We start from the raw sequence: 21605 nt of genomic DNA, 5'->3' as shown, positions 1-21605 counted from the left end.
CCGAACACGAAGGTTAAGCCTATAGAGGCCGATGGTACTGCACGGGAGACTGTGTGGGAGAGTAGGTGGTTGCCAGGTTAAGTTTGGCCCCTTGGTCAAGCGGTTAAGACACCACCCTTTCACGGTGGTAACAGGGGTTCGATTCCCCTAGGGGTCACCATAAACTCGATAAGCAATGCTTATCGAGTTTTTTATTATAAAATTTTAAAATTTTAAAATTTTATAATTATTGACCTTTAATTTATTTCTTGTTAATAAAATAGATTTTATGTAGAATATATAACAAGGAATTAAGTAACTAAAAATGCAAAATAATATAATTTATATAAGAAATTTTTATTTTAAATAATTTATAAAGTATTAAGTTTAAATAATTATTTATAAAAATAATCAATAAGTATATTTATTAAAGAGGGTATTATAAATGAAATATGGTAGTACTATTGAAAAAGCTATTTTTTTAAAAAGACCAAATAGATTTCAAGCATATGTGCTTTTAGATAATAAAGAAATATTAGTTCATGTACCTAATACAGGAAGGTGTAGAGAAATTTTAAAAGAAGGTTGCACAGTACTTTTAAGGAGAGGAACTACTAAAAATAGAAAAACTCCCTATGATTTAATTGCAGCTTATAAAGGAGAAGTTTTAATAAATATAGACTCTCAAGCTCCTAATAAAGTAGTTGAAGAAGCATTAAAAAATAAAAAAATAAAAAAATTAGAAAGATTTAATAATATAAGTAGAGAAAAAACTTTTGGAAATTCTAGATTTGATTTTAAATTACAAGATGATAATGATAATGTTTATTTTTTAGAGGTTAAAGGAGTAACCTTAGAGGAAAATGGAGAAACTAAATTTCCAGATTCACCTACTGAAAGAGGGAGAAAGCATTTATTAGAGCTTATAGAAGTAAAGAAATTAGGTATGAGTGCAGGAGTTCTTTTTTTAATACAATTAGAGAAGGTGATTAATTTTTCTCCAAATGATGAAAAAGACCCTAAATTTTCAGAAGCTTTAAGATTAGCTAAAAATGAAGGTGTAGATATTTTTTGTTATAATTGTAAAGTTACTGAAGAGGAGATAGAATTACTTAAGCCTATAGAAATAATTTTATAATTATATTTAATAAAATTTTATTTAGAAAATCAATTTTAATTTTCAAATTTATGTTCATATAAAATAATAGAAGTATTTTAGAATATGAAAGGTGGTGAACTTTAGTTAGCGTAATCTATATTACTATTCTTAGTTAAAATAGAGAAAATTTATAAATCATATTAAATTAGGTTTTTAAATTTACATAAGGGAAATATATTTTAATTTAACATATATAAGGTTAGATAAATTTTTAAAATATATTATAGAAGGTAATATATTTGCTTTACTAAAGAGAGTGATTATGAAATTTAAATATTGTCCATTATGCGGTGAAAAATTAGAGCTTAAAGATAGTTGGGATGAAGGAAATGTGCCTTATTGTAGTAAACATAATATGATGTTTTTTGATTTGCCTAAGCCTTGTGTTGTGGTTGCTGTTATAAAGGAGGATGAAATACTTCTTTTAAAACAAAGTTATATTTATGAAAATTCTAAGGTGCTTATCTCAGGTTATGTAGGAGTTGATGAGACTGCAGAAGAAACTGTATATAGAGAAGTTAAAGAAGAAACAGGAATAACTGTTAAAGATATAAAATACTTAGGTAGTGATTTTGTAAAAGGAAAAGAATTACTTATGTTAACATATTTAGCTTATTATGAAACTGGAGAAATAAAAAAATCTGAAGAAGTAGAAGGAGTGGCTTGGTATAATATAGAAGATGCTCTTTGTGAATTAAATGAGGATAGTATAGGCAAAAGAGTAGTTAAAAAGGTATTAAAAGAAATAGGATATGAAGGAACTAAAGCCTTTAGATGTGAAGGAAATAGTTGTAAGGTATAAATTTTTTATTGATAATTTTAATTTATACTATTGCATTATTTAAAAGTTTTTAGTAAGATTATAAACAATAATTAATATAATAAAAATAAATAAGTTTAAAATAGGACCAAAGTAGAGGTGCTGTAATTAAGAGTAGCTATAAGCAGTTGACAAACGTTTATGTATAGTGAAAGGAATTATGGCCGAAGAAAATGAGATGGTAATCAAATTTTCTGGGTATATGTATAATATGCATATAACTGTCACTTTGAAAAAAGTGGAGTGCTACAAGGTACGCTAAGTTGCGATTAAAGCAGCAAGGGTGTTCCTTTGCTGTTTTTATTTTTATAAAATCGATAGCTTTGCATACTTTTATACTCTACAACTAGAAATTTGTGGAGGGAAAAATATGAGATTATTTGGAACAATGAAGGTAGAAGAAAATGAATTATATATTGGAGGGATAAAAGCTAAAGCTTTAGCTAAAGAGTATGGAACTCCTTTATATGTTATTGATGAAGAATTAATAAGAGATAATTGTAGAAGATATTATAAAGCTATGAAGTGTAATGAAAGAGGAAATAGAGTTACTTATGCAGGGAAAGCTTTTATAAATATGGCTATGTGCAACTTAGTTAAAGAGGAAAATTTATATTTAGATGTTGTTTCTGGAGGAGAATTATATACTGCATATAGAGCAGGTTTTCCTATGGAAAGAATATATTTTCATGGTAATAATAAATCAGATTATGAAATAGATTTAGGAGTAAGATTGAAAATTGGAAGATTTATAGTGGATAATATACATGAGTTAGAACTTTTAAATTCTATAGCAAGAGATTATGGTATTATTCAAAAAGTTTATTTAAGAATAACTCCAGGTATAGAAGCTCATACTCATGACTATATAAAAACAGGTCAAATAGATTCTAAATTTGGATTTCCCGTACTTGGAAATACTGTTTATGAAGTTATTAAAAAAGCCTTAGCTTTAGAGTATATAGACCTTAAGGGATTACATTGTCATATAGGTTCTCAAATATTTGATTTAGAGCCTTATGAAGATGCTACGGAAATTATGTTAAAGCTTATAAAAAGCATAAAAGAAAATTTAGGCTATGAAATAGAAGAATTAGATTTAGGTGGTGGCTTTGGTATATATTATACTGATGAGGATACTCCAAAAGAAATAGAAGAATATTGTTTATCAATAATAAATAAAGCTGATGAGGTTTGTGAAGAATTAAATATGAAGCTTCCTATACTTACAGTTGAGCCAGGAAGAAGTATAGTTGGAAATGCTGGAATAACACTTTATACTGTAGGAGCTATTAAAGAAATTCCTAGCATAAGAAAATATGTAAGTGTAGATGGGGGAATGAGTGATAATATAAGACCCGCTTTATATAGTGCAAATTATGATTCCTTAATAGCTAATAGAGTTTTTAATAATTATAAGGAAGTAGTTACTGTAGCGGGAAAATGTTGTGAGTCAGGAGATGTGCTTTTAAATTCAATAGAAATGCCTAAAATGGAAACGGGAGATATATTAGCAATTATGTCTACTGGTGCTTATGGGTACTCTATGGCAAATAACTATAACAAAATTCCTAAAGCGGCAGTTGTAAGTGTAAATCAAGGGTTATCAAAGCTTATGTGCAAAAGAGAAACTTATGAAGATTTGCTTAAAAATGAATGTTTTTAATTTTTTAAAGTTGTATAGAAATAACTATACAACTTTTTTTATTAAATAAAAGAGAATTAAAGTATATAATAAAAGGGAAGTATAAGAAAATAAGAATTTTATTTTTAGGATTTTATTTAATAGTTAAGTTTTTTAAAAAATTATTTCTTAAAGATTTAAATATTTAAATTTTAAAGACACAAAAAAGACATAATAAATTGATAAAATAATACTAAAATATTTATGAAACTTAAGGGTAAAACTATGAATTAAAGTTTACAAACTTATGGTAATTTATGATATACTTATATTTGATACTTTAAGATTACTAAAGGTAAAAAATTCTAAAATTATTGAAGGATAATTTTATTTTAATTAAATTATTCTAAAGACTAATATTCGGAACAAGGAGTATAAAATGAAAGAAATAGTAGTAGATAGAATAGAAGGACATTTTATCGTATGTGAAGATGAAGATGGAAATGTTTTAGAATTAAAAAAAGACGACGTAAAAGGTAACGTAAAAGAGGGGGATGTTCTAGTTAAAGGTAAGGAAGATAAGTTTTGTTTGAATAAAGCGCTTACAGAAAAAAGAAAAAAAGAAATAGAAGACTTAATGAAAGGTATGTGGGAAGAGTAATGGGTTCTAATAATAAAAAGAAGAAATCATTCTTTTTAGATTGGATTATACCAATCTTAATAGCCTTAGTATTAGCTTTTTTGATCCGACAATTTTTATTATTTAAGATAAAAGTTCCAACAGGGTCAATGATGCCAACAGTAGAAATTGGTGATCAGCTATTTGTTACAAGAGTACACAATCCGAATAATATTAAAAGAGGAGACATAGTAGTTTTTAATTCAGAGGAGTTAAATGAGCCACTTTTAAAGCGTGTTATAGGTATGCCTGGTGAGCATGTAGAGATAAAAAGTGATGGTTCAGTTTATATAAATGGAAATAAGCTTGAAGAAGACTATGTAAAATATCAAGGTGGAAAAACTAATATGTCTTTTGATGTTCCTGAAGGGAAATATTTAATGCTAGGTGATAACAGAAATAATAGTGATGATTCTAGGTATTGGAGTTACCCTTATGTAGATGGAGACGACATAGAAGCAAAAGCACAATTGACAATATATCCTTTTGATAGAATAGGATTTGTAAAATAAACATTAGAGAAGGAGGACTGAGGTATGTTTAAAGATAAAAAAATGCTTAAATATATTGCCATATATAGTATTATAGCTTTTGGTATATTATTAATATTTAACATGGTTAAAGATGAAATGCTATATGAAAAAGTAGATTATAGTACATTTATGCAGATGTTAGATAAAAAGGAGATTGAATCTGTAAATTTTTCAGGTAATCAAATTGAAATAACGCCTTCAGATAGTAGTAATCTAAAAGGAAAGATATTATACACAACTAATCCGGCAGTTGCAGGACTTAGCCAACCAGATTTAATTAAGGATTTAACTTCAGCAGGAGTTGGATTTAATGTAACAAAACCTGAAAATTATCAACTTTTAGGATTATTAATGTCATGGATTTTACCATTTCTTCTAATTGTTTTTGTAGGTAAAATGATGTTCTCTAAGATGAACAATAAAATGGGCGGAGGAGTAATGTCCTTTGGTAAAAATAATGCTAAACTTTATGCTGAAAATGAAACAGGAATAACTTTTAAAGATGTTGCAGGACAAGATGAAGCTAAAGAGTCTTTAGTTGAAATTGTAGATTTCTTACATGATACAAAAAAATATGTTGAAATAGGTGCTAAACTTCCTAAGGGAGCTTTATTAGTAGGGCCTCCAGGAACAGGTAAAACATTACTTGCTAAAGCCGTTGCTGGTGAAGCAAAAGTGCCATTTTTCTCAATGTCAGGTTCAGACTTTGTTGAAATGTTTGTTGGTATGGGAGCAGCTAGAGTAAGAGATTTATTTAAGCAAGCAGAAGAAAAAGCACCATGTATAGTTTTTATAGATGAAATTGATGCTATAGGTAAAAGTAGAGATGGTGCTATACAAGGAAATGATGAAAGAGAGCAAACTCTTAATCAGTTATTAACAGAAATGGATGGTTTTGATTCTTCAAAGGGTGTTGTTATTTTAGCAGCTACAAATAGACCAGAGGTTTTAGATAAAGCACTATTAAGACCAGGTAGATTTGATAGAAGAATAATAGTAGATAGACCAGATTTAATAGGTAGAGAAGAAATATTAAAGGTTCACTCTAGAGATGTTAAATTATCAGATGATGTATCTTTAGAAGAAGTTGCAAAATCTACTCCTGGTGCAGTAGGAGCAGACTTAGCTAATATAGTAAATGAAGCTGCTTTAAGAGCTGTAAAACATGGTAGAAAATTTGTAATTCAAGAAGACTTAGATGAAGCTGTTGAAGTTATTATAGCAGGTCAAGAAAAGAGAGATAGAATACTTTCACCAAAAGAAAAGAAGATTGTTGCATATCACGAAGTTGGGCATGCATTAGTTGCAGCTTTATTAAATAATACTGACCCAGTTCATAAAATAACAATAGTTCCTAGAACTATGGGAGCCTTAGGATATACAATGCAACTTCCAGAAGAAGAAAAATATTTAGTATCTAAGGAAGAAATGATAGATCAAATATCTGTTATGTTAGGTGGTAGAGCTGCTGAAGAAGTAGTATTCCACAGTATAACTACTGGAGCTTCAAATGATATTGAAAGAGCTACTCAGTCAGCTAGAAATATGATAACTATTTATGGTATGAGTAAGAGATTTGATATGATGGCTTTAGAAGCTATGAGCAACAGATATTTAGATGGAAGACCAGTTAGAAACTGTTCAGAAACTACTGCAGCAATAGCAGATGAAGAAGTTTTACATGTTATAAAGAGTGCTCATGAAAAATCAATTAAGATTTTAACTGAAAATAGAGATTTATTAGATGAAATAGCAGGAGTTCTTTTAGATAAAGAAACTATAATGGGCGATGAATTTATGGAAATAGTTTATTCTAAATATCCTGAAAAGAGAGAAGCTGATGAAAAGGCTAAGAGAGAAATTCAAAGCTTAAGAGAACAAGCTTTAGCTAAGAGAAAAGAAAAAGAAGAAGCTATTAAAAAGGCTAGAGAAGAAGCTTTAAGATTAGAAGAAGAAGAAAGAAAGAAAGCTGAACAACAAGCCATTGATGAAGCTAGAAATGAAGCTTTAAAATTACTTAATCCTAAAGAAAACATAAATGAAGAAAATTCTGAGGGAAATAAAGAGAGTGATGAAGAAAATAAAGTTTCATTAGAAGATGAAAATAAACAAGATTCTAATGAGTAAGAATATAATCTTTTTAAATTGTGCATGAAGTAAAATGCTTCATGCACAATTTTATTTTAAATAGTATCTTGCTATTTAAAGGAAATTTAATTTAATAAATTGGTTATAATCAATTATTAGATAGTAAGAAAGGAAGAGGCTAATGAATGAAAAAAAAGATATAGAGTTTTTAGTTGAAGAGAAAAAATTAGAGGAAGTTTCTAATATATTAAATGAAGAAATGCTTTCCTATATTAATAAAAGAAAGTTTGTAACACAATATATATTAGATTATAGAAAAAATGCAATTGAAGAATATAAAGATGATGAAGATAAGTTAATAGAGTACTTTGACCATGAAAGATATGTAAAAGAACAGTCCTTTGCTACAATAGATAAAAGACTAAAAGAGCTAACAATTTTAAAAGATTCACCATACTTTGGAAGAGTTACTTTTAAAGATTTAGAATTTGACCAAAGAGATACTATGTATATTGGAAGATTTGGAGTTACTCCTGAAGGGAGTTATGAGCCTGCAATCGTTGATTGGAGAGCACCTGTAGCTTCTCTTTTTTATCATGGAACTTTAGGAGAGGCAACATATGTATCACCAGAAGGAATAATAAACTGTGATATAGAAGGAAGAAGACAAATTATCGTTAAAAAAGGAGAGTTAAAAGGTGTTTTTGATTCTGCTGTAGATGTAAAAGATGATATTTTACAAATGGTTTTAAGTAACAACAGTTCTGATAAACTTAAAGATGTAATAATGACACTTCAAAAGGAACAAGATGAAATAATAAGAAAGGATAGAACAACTAATATAGTTGTAAATGGGGTAGCTGGTAGTGGTAAAACAACTATAGCTCTTCATAGAGTTGCATATCTTTTATATAATTACAGAAAAGAATTAGAAGATAAAGTTCTTATTTTAGGGCCTAATAGTATATTTATGGAGTACATTTCACAGGTGTTACCAAGTCTTGGAGAGGTTGGAGTAAAACAAGAAACTTTTGCAAGCTTTGCTTTAAAGGAAATGGATAAAGAGCTTTATATAATGAGTTTTGATAAGTACTTAGAAAAAATACTTTCAAAGGATAAGAATTTTTTAGAAGATGCAATGTATAAAAATTCATATAAAGTAATAGAGGATTTAGACCTTTTAATAAGCGATATGAATAAAGATTACTTTAAGGTTCAGGATGTAAAATATTTTGATGAATTAGTTGTTTCAAAAGAAGAAATAGAAGAAATGTTTAATAAGCATTATGAATATATGCCTTTGTTTAGAAGAAGTGAAAAAATAAAGAGAATAATAATATCTAAAATAAAAGATAAAAGAGATGAAAAGGTATGGGAGTTAAATGAAGAAATAAGAAAAGAAAAAGAAAAGTTAACACCAGAGGAACTTTTAATAGAAGAAAATAATTTAGAATTTAGAAGAAGATTAAGAATAAGAGAGATAATTAGTGAAGTAATTAAATCTAAGTCTAAGCTTGATGAATGGATTTTAAGAGAAGATATATTAGAGATATATGATAGATTTAATGATAATAATAAAGAATATACAATAAATGATTTAGCTCCAATATTATATTTATCAATAAATTTAGAAGGGAAAAAAGCAACTAAAGATTACAGACATGTAGTTATAGATGAGGCACAAGATTATTCGCCACTTCAATTTAAGGTTGTGAGAGAGTTAACTGGAAGTAAGTATTTTACAGTTGTAGGAGATGTAAATCAAAGACTTATTAAATACTCTGATTTAGCACCTATGATGGAATTAGAAAAAATATTTGATGAAAGAAATATAGAAATTTATAATTTAAATAAAAGCTATAGAAGTACTTATGAAATAATGGAATATGCTAATAAATATCTTAATGAAGATAGAATAATACCTTTAGTTAGACATGGTAAAAAAGTTGAAGAAATTGAATTTAATAAATATGAAGAACTTTCAGAGTATATTGTTGAATCTTTAAAAGAGTTTACAAGTGAAGGTTTAGAAAGTATTGCTATTATAACAAGGGATAAAGAAGAGTTAGATAAAATTTATAATATTATTAGTAGTAAGGTTCATTTAGTGAAGTTTGATAATGAGGATGTTCTTTATAAAGGTGGAAATGTTATAATACCATCTTATTTTGCAAAAGGTTTAGAGTTTGATGGAGTTATTATGATAGATGAGCTTAAGAAAAAAGGTAAAGAGGAAGACTTGATAAAATATATAATGAGTACTAGAGCACTTCATAGATTAAAAGAAATAAAGATTAGATAAATTAATTAGTATAGTAAGAATAAAAGAAGCAAATAATATTATTTGCTTCTTTTATTCTTAATTCTTAATTATTTTTATTAAGTTTTAACTAATATGAAATTTTATCTTCAAATGATATAATAATTAAAGTAAATAAATAAAAAAATAGATAGTGAGGAAATTTTATGAAGGAAAAAGTAAAAGGCTTTTTAAAATGCAACTGGGTTTTTATATTTTTAGTAGTTATTTTGCAGTTAAAATCCATGATGCTTTTGTCAATGCTTAGGACACCAGATTCTGCAAGTATGAATTTTGCAACGATGTATTTTACTCCTCCTGCTTGGTGGGCACATATTGCTATAATTACTTTAATAGCAAGTTTTGTGTATTTATTTAAGGGGAAGGGAAGAATAAGGACAGCAGTAGTTATTGATATTTTAGTAACTATTTTATTTATAGCTGATATTTGGTATTACAGAGTAAATGGAACATTTTTATCAATAAGACATTTGATTGAACCTAATATTTTTAATCCTATAGGAAAAAGTTTATTTAATTTTAAACCTATAGATTTACTTTTTTTATTAGATTTTGTAATACTGTTTTTTGTTTATAACTTTACAGGATTAAAGAACATAAAATATAAAAGTACTTTAAAAACAAGATTAATGGCCTTTGGTAGCATATTTGTAATAAGTGCTGCTATAATAGGATTTTCACATAATTACATAGATATACAAGGAAAATCAGATAAAAGTTTTTTAAGAATAGCTTGGGCACCTTTTCAAACCTTTAGTGATACAAGTCCTTTAGGATATCATGGATATGATGTTTATTATTATGCTAGTAGGGGAACTGACTTAAGTGATGCTGAAAAAAATGAAATTAAGACTTGGTTTGATGAAAATAAAGAAGATTTACCTGATAATGAATATAAGGGTATTTTTGAAGGAAAGAATCTTATAGCAATACAAGTAGAGTCTCTTGAAAATTTTGTTATAGGAAAAGAAGTTTATGGTCAAGAGATTACACCAAATATAAATAAGCTTTTAAAACATAGTTTATATTTTGATAACATAAAGGAACAAAATAATTCAGGAATAAGTTCTGATTGTGATTTAATGGTTAATACATCAATGTTGCCAGTAAGAGATGGAAGTACATTCTTTGGATATCCTTGCACAGAATATAATACACTTCAAGATTTATTAAATAGCAGAGGATATAATACAATATCAACTCACCCAGAGGTTCCAGGAAATTGGAACTGGGCAGAAGCACATAAATCTTTTAGAGCAGATAAAATATGGGATGCAAATCAATTTGACCAAAGTGAATTAATTGGGCTTGGAATGTCAGATGAATCTTATTTAAGACAAGTTGGTGAAAGATTAAAAACTGAGAAACAACCTTTTTACACTTTTTTAGTTACTTTAACAAGTCATGGACCATTTGAAATACCAGAGGATAAACAATACTTAGATTTACCAAAGGATTTAAATGAAAATATGTTAGGTGCATATTTCCAAAGTGTTAGATATACAGATGAAGCAATTGGTAAATTTATAAATCAATTAAAAGAAGAAAATCTTTTAGATAACACAGTAATAATGCTTTATGGAGATCATTGTGGAGTTCATAAGTTTTATGAAGAGGATATTAAAAATGCACCATTAGAGGGCGATTGGTGGAAAGATAATGGAAAAGAAATTCCATTTTTAGTTTACAATCCAAGTTTAAAGGGAGAGATTATCTCTAAAGAAGGCGGACAAATTGACTTTTTACCAACAATAGCGTATTTATTAGGCTTTAATAGAAATGCTTTTGAAAATACTTCAATGGGAAGAGTTTTAGTAAATACTAATAGAAATTCAATAATATTAAATGATGGAGAAATAGTTGGAAATCCAACTAAAGAAGAGAAGGAACATTTAGAAAAGTCCTTTAGAATTTCAGATATGGTTATACAAGGAAATTACTTTAAAAATAATAAATAATAAAAAATAAAAAACTATCAATTAAAAATTTTATTTTAATTGATAGTTTTTTATTTTTTATTAAATTAATTTATTTAGGTATAAACAAATAACTATGATATAATATTAGTCGTTGAAAATTTGAACAAATTATTAATGGAGGTTTAACATGGAGAACAGTGAATACAACTATGAGAGGGTAAATAATAAAAATTGTGAAAATTTTATTATTAATCTTTTAAAATTGATGAGACCAAAGCAATGGGTAAAAAACTTTTTTGTATTTGGAGCATTAATATTTTCATATAGTTTTTTAAATCTAAATAAGGATAAAAGTGCTTTATTAGCTTTTGTTTTATTCTGTCTAATATCTTCTTCTGTTTATATAATGAATGATATTTTAGATGTTGAAAAAGATAGAGTACATCCTAAAAAAAGATTTAGACCTATAGCAAGTGGTGCTATTTCAATTAAACAATCTATAATTTCTTTAGTATTAATATTATCTGTTAGTATGGTTAGTGCTTTTTTTATAAACAAGGGGTTATTTATTATTTTAATGCTATATTTTATAAATAATATTTTTTATTCTTTTAAAATAAAAAATATTGTAATTTTAGATGTTATTTTCATAGCAATAGGATTTATATTAAGGGTTATAGCAGGAGGAATAGCAATTAATGTTTCTTTATCAGGATGGATTTTATTATGTACATTTTTTATTTCTTTGTTTTTAGGTTTTGAGAAAAGAAGAAATGAAATAATAAAACTAGAAGGAAAAGCTAATGAACATAGAAAAATCTTAGAGGATTACTCTGATGAATTATTAAAACAATTTTCAGATATTACATTAACTTGCACAATAATAAGTTATGCTATGTATACCTTTGTAGCTTATGAAAATATCTATATGACAATAACTAATATATTTGTTGTATATGGTTTATTTAGATATAAGTATTTAAGTATGAAAAAAGGTGAGGGAGGAAGCCCTACTGAAACTGTATTAACAGATAAGAGTATAATTATTGATGTAATATTATGGGCTATTACAAGTGTTATATTACTTTTATATGTAGTTTAAGAGGTGAATAATGGAAAAAAGGTTAGGAAACTTAAAAAGTAATAAACTATCATATTATACTATAATTTTATCTTTTATGTTTTTAGTTTTTATAGGAAGTATATTTATTGGCAATAGTATTTTATTTATTTTTAATAGTTCTATAAATAAATTAGGCATAATTATTTTTCCTATAATATCTTTAATTTTATCTAAGTTTATTTTAGATAAGGATGGAGAAAAAATAAAATGGAGATACATGATAGGAATTCTTATTTTATTTTATGTAATTATATTTATTTTAGGATTTATAAATAATTTTATATGGGATTCAAGCTATGATTCTCTTTCTTATCATCAAGAGGGAATAATAAGACTTAAAAATGGATGGAATCCTTTTTTTGATGAGGGAAATAATGTAGACATTTGGGTAAAGCATTATACAAAAGCACCTTGGATTTTTGCTGCTTCAATTTATGTAGTTACTGGAAAAATTGAAACAGCAAAGGTTTTAAATATGTTATTACCTATAATAATTTCCTTATTGGGATTTGCAATTTTTTATTTAATAACAAATAAGAAAATATTATTATCATTAATTGGAGCTTTATTATTAGCTATTAATCCAGTAAATGTAAGTCAGATTTTTACATACTACGTAGATGCTTCTTTAGGTATATATATAGTTATATTAGTAATAAATTTATTTCTTATTTTATTTTTTAAAGATTTATTTTATTTTAAATATTTTGCCCTTATAAATATTGCCACCTTTTTAGTAAATATAAAATTTACTGGCTTAGCTTATGCAGGAGGTATTTTAACTGCATTTCTTATATGTAATTTTATATATAGTAGTAAATCTTATAATATAAAGTTAATTATATTTTTAATTGTAAGTTTTATTTTTTCTGTTTTAATTATTGGCTTTAATCCTTATGTAAAAAATACAATAAATAATGGACATCCTTTATATCCTTTAGCAGGAGAAAATAAAATTGATATTATGACAAATAATACACCAGAGGAATTTAGATATGATGGTGAATTTGAAAAAGCATATAAAGCTTTGATAGCTAATCCTTCTGTTGATAATAGAATAGGAAAAGCACCAAAGAGTATTAAAGAAATGTTTGAAATTAAAGAAGGGACAAAAAAGATTTACGCTGCAGCTGACCCAAGATTAAGAGGTTTTGGAATTTATTCAGTAATATTTCTACCAATATCTTTCTTATTTTTAATAGTCCTTATATTAAAATGTAGTGATAAAAAATTAAAGACCTGTTCTATAGTTTTAAGTGTTTTTTTAGCTTTTGTTATATTATATTGTGGTGATTTTTGGTGGGCTAGATATATGTCATTTATTTGGGCTATACCTGTGTTAATATATATATTAATGGGGAATAGCAAAAATAAAATTATAAAAATACTTGGTTACGTATTTTTAATTATTATGTTGGTTAATTCAATTATAATGATTCCATCAACTTTAAAAATAAAAAATGATTTATCTAAGGATTTAAAAAAGGAGATTTTAATTGATAAAACAATAAGAAAGGATGAGTTTAAATTTTCAAAGATAAATAAGGCAGAGGAATTTAATTTAAATTATAAAATAGTAGATTAAAAGGTGATTAGTAGAATGAAAAATACAAAAGTTGCTTTATTTGATATTGATAAAACCTTAATAAAAGGTGATTCTATGTTTAAATTATTAAAATACACTATAAATAAATATCCTAAAGCTATTTTAAGATTACCAGAATTATTTTTTGTATTATTTTTTTATAAATTAGGTTTTATAAATACTAAAAAAGCAAAGGAAAATATGTTTTATACTTTAAAATATTTAACAAAGGAAGATATAGAGGAGTTTTTTTTTAAGGTAATAAAAAATTCAGTTTATAATGATGCAATTTTAGAAATGAAAAAATTAAAATCTAAAGGTTATTATATACTTTTAGTTACAGCTTCTTTAGAATGTTATTTGAAATTTTTTGAATTAGAAGAATATGTAGATGGGGTAATAGGAACAAAGGTATATTATAAAAGTGGTAAATATTTAAATAAAATAAATGGAGAGAATTGCAAGGGTGAGGAAAAAGTAAAAAGAATAAATAAATATTTAAAAAAGAAAAAATTATTTATAGACAAAGAAAATTCTGTAGCCTATTCAGATTCTCTTTCAGATATGCCTATGTTTAATTTGGTAAAAAAGGCATATTTAATAAATTATAATAAGAAAAACTTAGATTATGAAATATTAAAATGGAAGTAGGAAATGATTTTGAAAAATAATAAGCTTTGGAAAGGAATAGTACTAATAATTATATCAGCTTTATGTACTTCTTTTGGACAGTTATTTTGGAAATTTGGAATTAATAAGAGCATACTTTTTATATTATTCGGCTTCATATTATATGGAATTGGAGCATTAACTATGATAATAGCTTTTAAATTTGGAGAGTTATCAATTTTACATCCTCTTATGTGTATAGGCTATATTTTTGCTCTTATAAATGGATTTTTATTCTTAAATGAAAGAATAAGTTTTTTACAGTTTATAGGTATAGTTATTATAATTTTAGGAGTAATTTTTATTGCAAGGGGGGATAAGAGTGAATAATATAATACTTTTATTTCCTATAATGACTCTTTTAGGAGCTTTAGGTGGATATTTTTTTAAAAAAGGAGCAGAAAATCTAGAGGGAATAGTTTCACTCTTTTTAAATTGGAGAATTTATGTTGGAGGAATATTTTATGTAAGTGCAGCTCTTTTAAACATAGTAGCTCTTAAATTTTTACCTTATAGCATTGTATTACCTTTAACAGCTATTACATATATATGGACAATGATAATTTCTAAAATAGCCTTAGGAGAAAAGATAACAAGAAATAAAATAATAGGAACAATTTTAATTATAATAGGAACAATTTTTATAGCTATGTAAGGAAAAATTAAATAGTAAGGGATGATAAATTTTGACAAAAGAAAAAAATAATTTGATGCAGAAAATTTTTGGGGGGTTAAGAAAATCTTCCTTTGAGATATTATTTTATCTTATATTCATATTTAAAATAACTCTTTTCTGCACAATGTTAAAAAGTAACAATGGGTTGAAATTAAATTTAGGTACAGCAATAGGTCTTATAAGTTATGAAGATATATATTTATTACTACCTTTAATACTTATAAGCTTTGCATTTTTATTGAAAAGTAAAGGAAAGATTATATATCTTTATATTCTTGATGTTTTTATATCGATATTATTGATTTTTGATTTAATGTATTATAGATTATATAGTTCATTTCCTTCAGTAAGATATTTAATATATCCAAAACTATATAATCCTTTAGGGAAAGATTTATTTTTTATTAGAGGTAAAATGTTTTTAATATTAATTGATTTAATAATTTTACCTATATTATTTATTCTTATAAGAAAATCCTTTAAATATACTTATATAAAGTTTAAGAAAAACAGATTAAGTGCTTTTTTAATAATATTTATAATGTCAACTAGTTATGTTTTTTATAATAATTATAAGGTTTATGAGAAAAAGGGAGAATATGCCTTTGGAACTGAGTGGACACCTTCAGGAACAATATTTAGAAATACTCCTTTAGGTTATCATATGTATGATGTTTATAAGACTTTTGTTTTAGATAAGGATTTAAATTTAAGTAAAAAAGAGGAAGATAATATAAAAGAGTGGTTAGATTATAATTATGAAAACTTACCTAATAATAAATATTTTAGTACTTTAAAAGGAAAAAACTTAGTTTTTATACAAGTTGAATCTTTAGAGGATTTCGTTATAGGTAAAAAGGTTGAAGGGCAAGAAATAACACCAACATTAAATGCAATGTTAGAAAACTCATATTATTTTCCTAATATATATGAGCAGAATTTAAAAGGGAATAGTTCTGATGCAGACTTTATGGTTAACACAGGAATGCTTCCTGTATTAGATTCAGCCACTTCTTTTTCATATCCTGTAAGAGATATGGAAACTTTACCTAAAATTTTAGAAAAGATAGGCTATACAACAGCATCTTCTCATCCTGAAGTTATTGGAAATTGGAACTGGGGAGAAGTTCATAAAGGGCTTTTTAATTTTCAAAATATTTATGATATGTATAGCTTTGATTATAGCGAAGTTGTAGGTTTTGGTATGTCAGATAAAAGTTATTTAACTCAATTAGCTAATAAGGCTAAGGAATTAAAGGAGCCCTTTTATCTATATACAGTAACCTTAACAAATCATGGTCCTTTTGATATTGATGATGCTCATACAAGTATAAAAATACCTAGTGAAATAGAAGGAACTCTTATAGGACAATACTTTAAAACAGTAAGATATACTGATGAAGCCATTAAAATGTTTATGGACAAGTTAAAAGAAGAAGGAAGATTTGATAATACTGTTTTTGTTATTTATGGGGACCATGCAGGACCTACTAAATACTATAAAAATCAATTAAAAGATGTAGATTACGATGGGAACTATTGGAAACTTAATGAAAGAAAAGTACCTCTTATAATATATAATCCATCAATAGAGGGGATAGAAATAGAAACTAAAGGTGGACTTACAGATGTTATGCCTACAGTTTCATATCTTTTAGGAACAGATAATGGAAATTTAAAAAATGTCATAGGAAGAGATTTATTAAATACTAATAGAGATATAGTAGCTCTTCCAGGAGGAGAGGTAGCAGGAGAAGCTAAATCTCAAGAGGAGCTAAACCATGTTAAACAATCTTATGATATATCAAATAAAATAATAAAAGAAGACTACTTTAAAAATAACAAATAAAATATATAAAAGTATCAAACTTTAATTTAATAAGTTAAGTTTGATACTTTTTTATAAATAAAAAAATTTTTTTGTATTTTATAGGAAAAAATGTAATAATAGAAGGTGGATTTCAAAAGAAAAATTAAATTAGAGGAGGATAATTATGGTTAAAAATCATGGGTTTTTAAAAAAAGTTGGTAATTTTTTTAAAAGTTTTCCCTTAGAAATTTTATTTTACTTTTTGCTTATAGTTAAGATAACTGTATTTTGTACTATGCTAAAGAGTAATAGTGGAATGGAATTAAATCTAGGTTTTGTATATGGACTTATAGATTATAAGATAATATATCTACTATTTCCATTAATATTTATAAGTTTTGGTTTTTTATTTAAAAGGTGGGGGAAATTTATTTATCTATATATTGTGGATTTAGGAATTTCAGCACTTTTAATTTTTGATTTACTTTATTATAGAGTTTATGGAACTTTCCCTTCAATAAAATTTTTAGTATATCCAGATTTATTTAATCCTTTAAATAAAGACCTTATATTTTTTAGAAGCAGAATGTTATTATTTGTAATAGACCTTGTGCTTTTACCAATACTATACATATTATTAAAGAAATATACTAAGGATTGGTACTTTAAGAAAACTAAATTTAGAGTAATAGCCTTTTTATTAACTTTCTTAATACCTAGTGGATGTATATTAGGAAAATACTACTTATATGATGTTAAGGATATTACTAAAGGGGAAAAGGGATTTTTAAGAGTGGCATGGACACCTACAAGTGGTCTTTTTAGGGCAACTCCTTTAGGATATCATTTTTTTGATATATATAAAACCTTCGTTCTTGACAAGGACATAAGTTTAAGTGATTCTGAAAAAGAATACATTAAATCTTGGTTAGAAGATAATTACGAGAATTTACCAGATAATAAATTTAAAGGTGAATTAAAGGGAAAAAATTTAGTTGTACTACAAATTGAATCTTTAGAAGACTTTGTTATAAACAAGAAAGTTGATGGACAGGAAATAACTCCTACCTTAAACTCTTTATTAAAGAATGCATATTATTTCCCTAATATTTATGAGGAGAATTTAACAGGATTTAGTTCAGATGCTGATTTAATGGTTAATACAGGAATGCTACCTATAACTAATGCTGCAACCTCTTTTGCTTATCCAAGTAGAAGTTTAACTACTTTACCATCTATATTAGAAAAAGACGGATATACTACAGTTTCAGCGCATCCTGAGGTAGCTGGAAGTTGGAACTGGGGAGAAGTACATCATAGCTTGCTTAAATTCCAAAATTCCTATACATTATATGATTTTAATGAAGATGAAATAATTGGATTAGGAATTTCAGATAAAAGCTATTTAAGTCAATTAGCTACTAAAGCTGGAGAATTAAAAGAGCCATTTTATTTATATACAGTAACTTTAACTAATCATGGTCCTTTTGATATTGATGATGCTCATACAAGTATAAAAATACCTAGTGAAATAGAGGGTACCCTTATAGGACAATACTTTAAAACTGTAAGATATACTGATGAAGCTATTAAAATCTTTATGGATAAATTAAAAGAAGAGGGAAGATTTGATGATACTGTTTTCGTTATTTATGGAGATCATGCAGGTCCAAATAAATATTATAAAGAACAATTAAAGGATGTTAACTTTGACGGAAACTATTGGAAGTTAGATGAAAAGAAAGTTCCTCTTATAATATATAATCCTTCAATTAAAGGTGAAACCATAGAAACAAAGGGAGGATTAATAGATGTAATGCCAACAGTAGCATACTTGCTAGGAGTAGAAAATAATGGATTAAGAGATATAATAGGAAGAAATCTTTTAAATACCAATAGAAATATAGTAGCTCTTCCAGGTGGAGAAGTAGCAGGTGAGGCAAAAAGTCAAGAGGAGTTAGACCATGTTAAAAATTCCTATGATGTTTCAACTAAAATAATTAGGTCAGATTATTTTAAAAATAATAACTAAAATAAATCTATATGTAAATAAAAAAAGGTAGCCAAAGGGCTACCTTTTTTAACAATCAAAATCTCTATCTAAAGTAATTATGCAATTATATTGAGGATGAATTTCCTTAATTGCATTTGTTATTTCTTCTTTTAATTCCTTTTCTGACATAACTTTTTTTAATTTCTCTGGATTTACAACAATATCGAAGATTAAATTTTTCTTATCACCGTTACCAACTATTCTAAAGTCATGCATAGATTCTATTAAAGGATTATATTTAATTATTTTATCAATTTCTTCCTTAGCTTGTTTAATTTCTTCATCTTCTAAACAAACAGGGTCCATATGAATTACTAAATAAATCTTTAATTTTTTAGAAATTTCTCTTTCAGCAGTATCTATAATATCATGTATTTTCATAACATTTATATCTGAAGGGATTTCAGCATGTATTGAAGCCATACATTTACCAACTCCATAGTTATGAATTATAAGGTCATGAACTCCTATTATATTATCATAAGATAAAACCATATCTTTTATGTTTTTAGCAAGTTCAGGGTCTGGTGCTTCCCCTAAAAGTGGGCTTATAGTTTCTTTAACTAAGCTAAAACCAGCATATAAAATAGCTAATGAAACAAGAACACCTATATATCCATCAATAGGAAAAGTAGTGAATTTTGCAGCTAAAAATGAAATAACAACACAAGTTGAAGTAAATACATCTCCTAAGGCATCAACTGATGCAGCTTTAAGAGCAGATGAGTTTATTTTATTTCCAGTTACTTTATTAAATCTACTTAACCAAAACTTAAAGAATATAGATATAACTAATAAAATGAAAGGAATTACTTCAAAGGTTACAGGTGTTGGATGCAGTATTCTTTCTATAGAAGATTTTGTGAATTGAAATCCCACTAACATAACCATAAATGCTACTATTAAAGCAGAAATATATTCAATTCTTCCATGCCCAAAGGGATGTTCTTTATCAGCAGGCATTTTAGCTAATTTAAAACCTATCATAGTTATAACAGAAGAACCTGCATCGGATAAGTTGTTAAAAGCATCTGCTGTTATGGCTATACTTGCTGAAAGTAGTCCTACTGAAAATTTTATTAAAAATAAAATTATATTAACAATTATTCCAACTATACTAGCTAAATAACCATAAGAACTTCTAACATTATCATCCTCTGTATTTTTATAGTCTTTAATGAAGGTTTTAATTATGAAATTTGAAAGCATATTAATCATCTCTCCATTTTTATATTATAGTTTTAGAAAAATTTAATAGCATAATTTTAAATTTTTTTAAACTAAATCTTATCTAATTATAGCACAATATTTTATATTGAAAAATATTGAAATTGCATTTAAAATATTAATCAAATTGGGAAATTTTTAATGTAGGGATTTAAAAATATAAGGGAGAGATTTTTGTGAATAAAAATAAAATAAGTGCTTTAATACTGTCTTTAGCTCTAGCAACAGGAGTTTTAGGGGCTAATGAATTAGTTATGGCAAAGGAATATAATGGTGAAATTAAAAATGGACAAGAAAAAAATAAAAGCAACTGTATAGCTGGAGATTATCATGAAGTTACAAATAAAAATAAAAAGGAAAATTCAAATACTCCAGTTATTAATGGGATAAAAGTGGACAAGGAACTTATAGATATTAATTACTCAAAGGGAGAAATTATAACTCCAAAGTATATAGTTATACATGATACAGATAATAGAGATAAAGGTGCTAATGCCATGGCAAATAGAAATTATTTTGCTAATCATCCAGATGCTAAAGCCTCAGCTCATTATATAATTGATGAAGGAAATATTATACAAGCTTTAGAAGATAATTGGAGAGGTTGGCATGTTGGAGATGGAAAAAATGGTAATATAAATAACTCTACAAGTATAGGTATAGAACTTTGTGTAAATAAAGATAATGATTTTGACAAAACTTTAGAAAATGGAATTGAGTTAACTAAATATTTAATGAAAAAACATGATATACCTTCAGAAAACGTAGTTATGCATAAAGATGCTAGTGGCAAGACTTGTTCTAGAATGATGATTGTAGATAGACCAGAATTATGGCCTTATTTTAAAGAAGAAATTTCTAGAGATGAGATTATAGATGATAATTTAAAACCTATAATGCAAGGAAAGGTTATTAATGTTGAATCTATCAATGTAGTTGAAAGTCCTAGTGAACATGGAACAGTTTTGCATAAATTAAAAAAGGATGAAATAGTTAATATATATGAAGAACTAGATGGATGGTATAAAATTGATTACTTAGAGGGCGAAGAAAAAAAGTTTGGTTATATAAGTAAAGAAAATATAGCAGTAATAAATGAAGAAGAAAATAATAAACCACCAGTAGAAGAAGAAAAACCAACAGAAAGTAAAAAGGGAGTAGTGCAAGTAAAAAGTGAATTAAACCTTAGAAAAGGACCAGGAAGCAACTATGAAATAATAGGAACTTTAAGAAATAATGAAAAGGTTGAAATTATAAAAGAAGTAGATGGATGGTACGAAGTAAAGGTTAATGGAAAAGTAGGCTATGTAGCAAAACAATATGTAAAAGTTTTAGAAGAAG

The 21605-nt window shown here is 26.3% G+C and carries 17 protein-coding genes, 1 tRNA gene, 1 rRNA gene and 1 riboswitch; of the genes, 18 read left to right on the top strand and 1 reads right to left on the bottom strand.

Going from position 1 to position 21605, the window contains the following annotated elements; genetic code table 11:
• The 17 genes from rrf to AC4FQV_RS08110 all read left to right on the top strand — a co-directional run.
• Positions 1-78: ribosomal RNA gene (gene rrf, locus AC4FQV_RS08190) — 5S ribosomal RNA — on the top strand; the annotation flags it as partial.
• A gap of 7 nt (positions 79-85) precedes the next feature.
• A tRNA-Glu gene (locus AC4FQV_RS08185) sits at positions 86-160 on the top strand.
• Positions 161-424: 264 nt separating this feature from the next.
• Positions 425-1117: a DNA/RNA nuclease SfsA gene (gene sfsA, locus AC4FQV_RS08180; protein WP_491137880.1), complete on the top strand. Its 693-nt coding sequence runs from the start codon at positions 425-427 to the stop codon at positions 1115-1117.
• A 283-nt stretch (positions 1118-1400) separates the two neighbouring features.
• Positions 1401-1940, top strand: a complete 540-nt coding sequence (locus AC4FQV_RS08175; protein WP_491165298.1) for an NAD(+) diphosphatase — start codon at positions 1401-1403, stop codon at positions 1938-1940.
• 104 nt (positions 1941-2044) lie between these two features.
• A riboswitch (Lysine riboswitch) is annotated at positions 2045-2215 on the top strand.
• Between the two features lie 113 nt (positions 2216-2328).
• A complete protein-coding gene (gene lysA / locus AC4FQV_RS08170; RefSeq protein WP_491165297.1) occupies positions 2329-3624 on the top strand; it encodes a diaminopimelate decarboxylase in 1296 nt (431 codons plus the stop codon).
• Positions 3625-4021: 397 nt separating this feature from the next.
• Positions 4022-4243 (top strand): DUF3006 domain-containing protein, encoded by a 222-nt coding sequence (locus tag AC4FQV_RS08165; RefSeq protein ID WP_491137883.1) that lies wholly within the window; start codon positions 4022-4024, stop codon positions 4241-4243.
• Complete coding sequence (lepB, locus tag AC4FQV_RS08160) at positions 4243-4773, top strand: signal peptidase I (protein WP_491137885.1); 531 nt, start codon at positions 4243-4245, stop codon at positions 4771-4773. The genes AC4FQV_RS08165 and lepB overlap by 1 nt, the downstream gene beginning before the upstream one ends.
• Before the next feature lie 24 nt (positions 4774-4797).
• Positions 4798-6921: an ATP-dependent zinc metalloprotease FtsH gene (gene ftsH, locus AC4FQV_RS08155; protein ID WP_491137886.1), complete on the top strand. Its 2124-nt coding sequence runs from the start codon at positions 4798-4800 to the stop codon at positions 6919-6921.
• A 142-nt stretch (positions 6922-7063) separates the two neighbouring features.
• Positions 7064-9184 (top strand): HelD family protein, encoded by a 2121-nt coding sequence (locus tag AC4FQV_RS08150; protein ID WP_491165296.1) that lies wholly within the window; start codon positions 7064-7066, stop codon positions 9182-9184.
• 164 nt (positions 9185-9348) lie between these two features.
• Positions 9349-11160 carry an LTA synthase family protein gene (locus AC4FQV_RS08145; protein WP_491165295.1) on the top strand — a complete coding sequence of 604 codons (1812 nt, stop codon included), beginning with the start codon at positions 9349-9351 and terminating at the stop codon, positions 11158-11160.
• A gap of 148 nt (positions 11161-11308) precedes the next feature.
• Positions 11309-12223: a decaprenyl-phosphate phosphoribosyltransferase gene (locus tag AC4FQV_RS08140; RefSeq protein WP_491165294.1), complete on the top strand. Its 915-nt coding sequence runs from the start codon at positions 11309-11311 to the stop codon at positions 12221-12223.
• A gap of 10 nt (positions 12224-12233) precedes the next feature.
• Positions 12234-13829 carry a hypothetical protein gene (locus AC4FQV_RS08135; protein ID WP_491165293.1) on the top strand — a complete coding sequence of 532 codons (1596 nt, stop codon included), beginning with the start codon at positions 12234-12236 and terminating at the stop codon, positions 13827-13829.
• 15 nt (positions 13830-13844) lie between these two features.
• The gene (locus AC4FQV_RS08130) at positions 13845-14480 is read left to right on the top strand and encodes an HAD family hydrolase (protein ID WP_491137894.1); all 636 of its coding nucleotides are present in this window, start codon (positions 13845-13847) and stop codon (positions 14478-14480) included.
• A 3-nt stretch (positions 14481-14483) separates the two neighbouring features.
• Positions 14484-14828 carry an EamA family transporter gene (locus AC4FQV_RS08125; protein WP_491165292.1) on the top strand — a complete coding sequence of 115 codons (345 nt, stop codon included), beginning with the start codon at positions 14484-14486 and terminating at the stop codon, positions 14826-14828.
• Positions 14821-15153 (top strand): EamA family transporter, encoded by a 333-nt coding sequence (locus tag AC4FQV_RS08120; RefSeq protein WP_491137896.1) that lies wholly within the window; start codon positions 14821-14823, stop codon positions 15151-15153. The genes AC4FQV_RS08125 and AC4FQV_RS08120 overlap by 8 nt, the downstream gene beginning before the upstream one ends.
• A gap of 31 nt (positions 15154-15184) precedes the next feature.
• Entirely contained in the window at positions 15185-17023 is a 1839-nt protein-coding gene (locus AC4FQV_RS08115; RefSeq protein WP_491165291.1) for an LTA synthase family protein, read from the top strand.
• A gap of 145 nt (positions 17024-17168) precedes the next feature.
• Positions 17169-19016, top strand: a complete 1848-nt coding sequence (locus AC4FQV_RS08110; RefSeq protein WP_491137899.1) for an LTA synthase family protein — start codon at positions 17169-17171, stop codon at positions 19014-19016.
• A 48-nt stretch (positions 19017-19064) separates the two neighbouring features.
• Here the strand turns inward: AC4FQV_RS08110 and AC4FQV_RS08105 are convergent, their stop codons facing one another.
• A complete protein-coding gene (locus AC4FQV_RS08105; RefSeq protein ID WP_491137900.1) occupies positions 19065-20246 on the bottom strand; it encodes a cation diffusion facilitator family transporter in 1182 nt (393 codons plus the stop codon).
• A gap of 194 nt (positions 20247-20440) precedes the next feature.
• Between AC4FQV_RS08105 and AC4FQV_RS08100 the strand changes: the two genes are divergently transcribed.
• Positions 20441-21605, top strand: a 1165-nt coding sequence (locus AC4FQV_RS08100) for an N-acetylmuramoyl-L-alanine amidase (protein ID WP_491165290.1), incomplete at its 3' end; no start/stop codon positions are given.

The sequence above is a fragment of the Clostridium sp. TJA038 genome, from assembly GCF_058310255.1.
The sequence above is the reverse complement of the archived record's forward strand: the minus strand, read 5'-3'. Positions and strand labels throughout refer to the sequence as shown.

Bases quoted from the DNA above. Each gene is read 5' to 3' on its own strand.
- AC4FQV_RS08140 (WP_491165294.1), top strand. From the start codon at position 11,309: ATGGAGAACAGTGAATACAACTATGAGAGGGTAAATAATAAAAATTGT.
- AC4FQV_RS08130 (WP_491137894.1), top strand. From the start codon at position 13,845: ATGAAAAATACAAAAGTTGCTTTATTTGATATTGATAAAACCTTAATA.
- AC4FQV_RS08125 (WP_491165292.1), top strand. From the start codon at position 14,484: ATGATTTTGAAAAATAATAAGCTTTGGAAAGGAATAGTACTAATAATT.
- AC4FQV_RS08105 (WP_491137900.1), bottom strand. From the start codon at position 20,246: ATGCTTTCAAATTTCATAATTAAAACCTTCATTAAAGACTATAAAAAT.
- ftsH (WP_491137886.1), top strand. From the start codon at position 4,798: ATGTTTAAAGATAAAAAAATGCTTAAATATATTGCCATATATAGTATT.
- lepB (WP_491137885.1), top strand. From the start codon at position 4,243: ATGGGTTCTAATAATAAAAAGAAGAAATCATTCTTTTTAGATTGGATT.
- AC4FQV_RS08145 (WP_491165295.1), top strand. From the start codon at position 9,349: ATGAAGGAAAAAGTAAAAGGCTTTTTAAAATGCAACTGGGTTTTTATA.
- AC4FQV_RS08175 (WP_491165298.1), top strand. From the start codon at position 1,401: ATGAAATTTAAATATTGTCCATTATGCGGTGAAAAATTAGAGCTTAAA.
- AC4FQV_RS08135 (WP_491165293.1), top strand. From the start codon at position 12,234: ATGGAAAAAAGGTTAGGAAACTTAAAAAGTAATAAACTATCATATTAT.
- AC4FQV_RS08110 (WP_491137899.1), top strand. From the start codon at position 17,169: ATGGTTAAAAATCATGGGTTTTTAAAAAAAGTTGGTAATTTTTTTAAA.
- sfsA (WP_491137880.1), top strand. From the start codon at position 425: ATGAAATATGGTAGTACTATTGAAAAAGCTATTTTTTTAAAAAGACCA.
- AC4FQV_RS08165 (WP_491137883.1), top strand. From the start codon at position 4,022: ATGAAAGAAATAGTAGTAGATAGAATAGAAGGACATTTTATCGTATGT.
- lysA (WP_491165297.1), top strand. From the start codon at position 2,329: ATGAGATTATTTGGAACAATGAAGGTAGAAGAAAATGAATTATATATT.
- AC4FQV_RS08150 (WP_491165296.1), top strand. From the start codon at position 7,064: ATGAATGAAAAAAAAGATATAGAGTTTTTAGTTGAAGAGAAAAAATTA.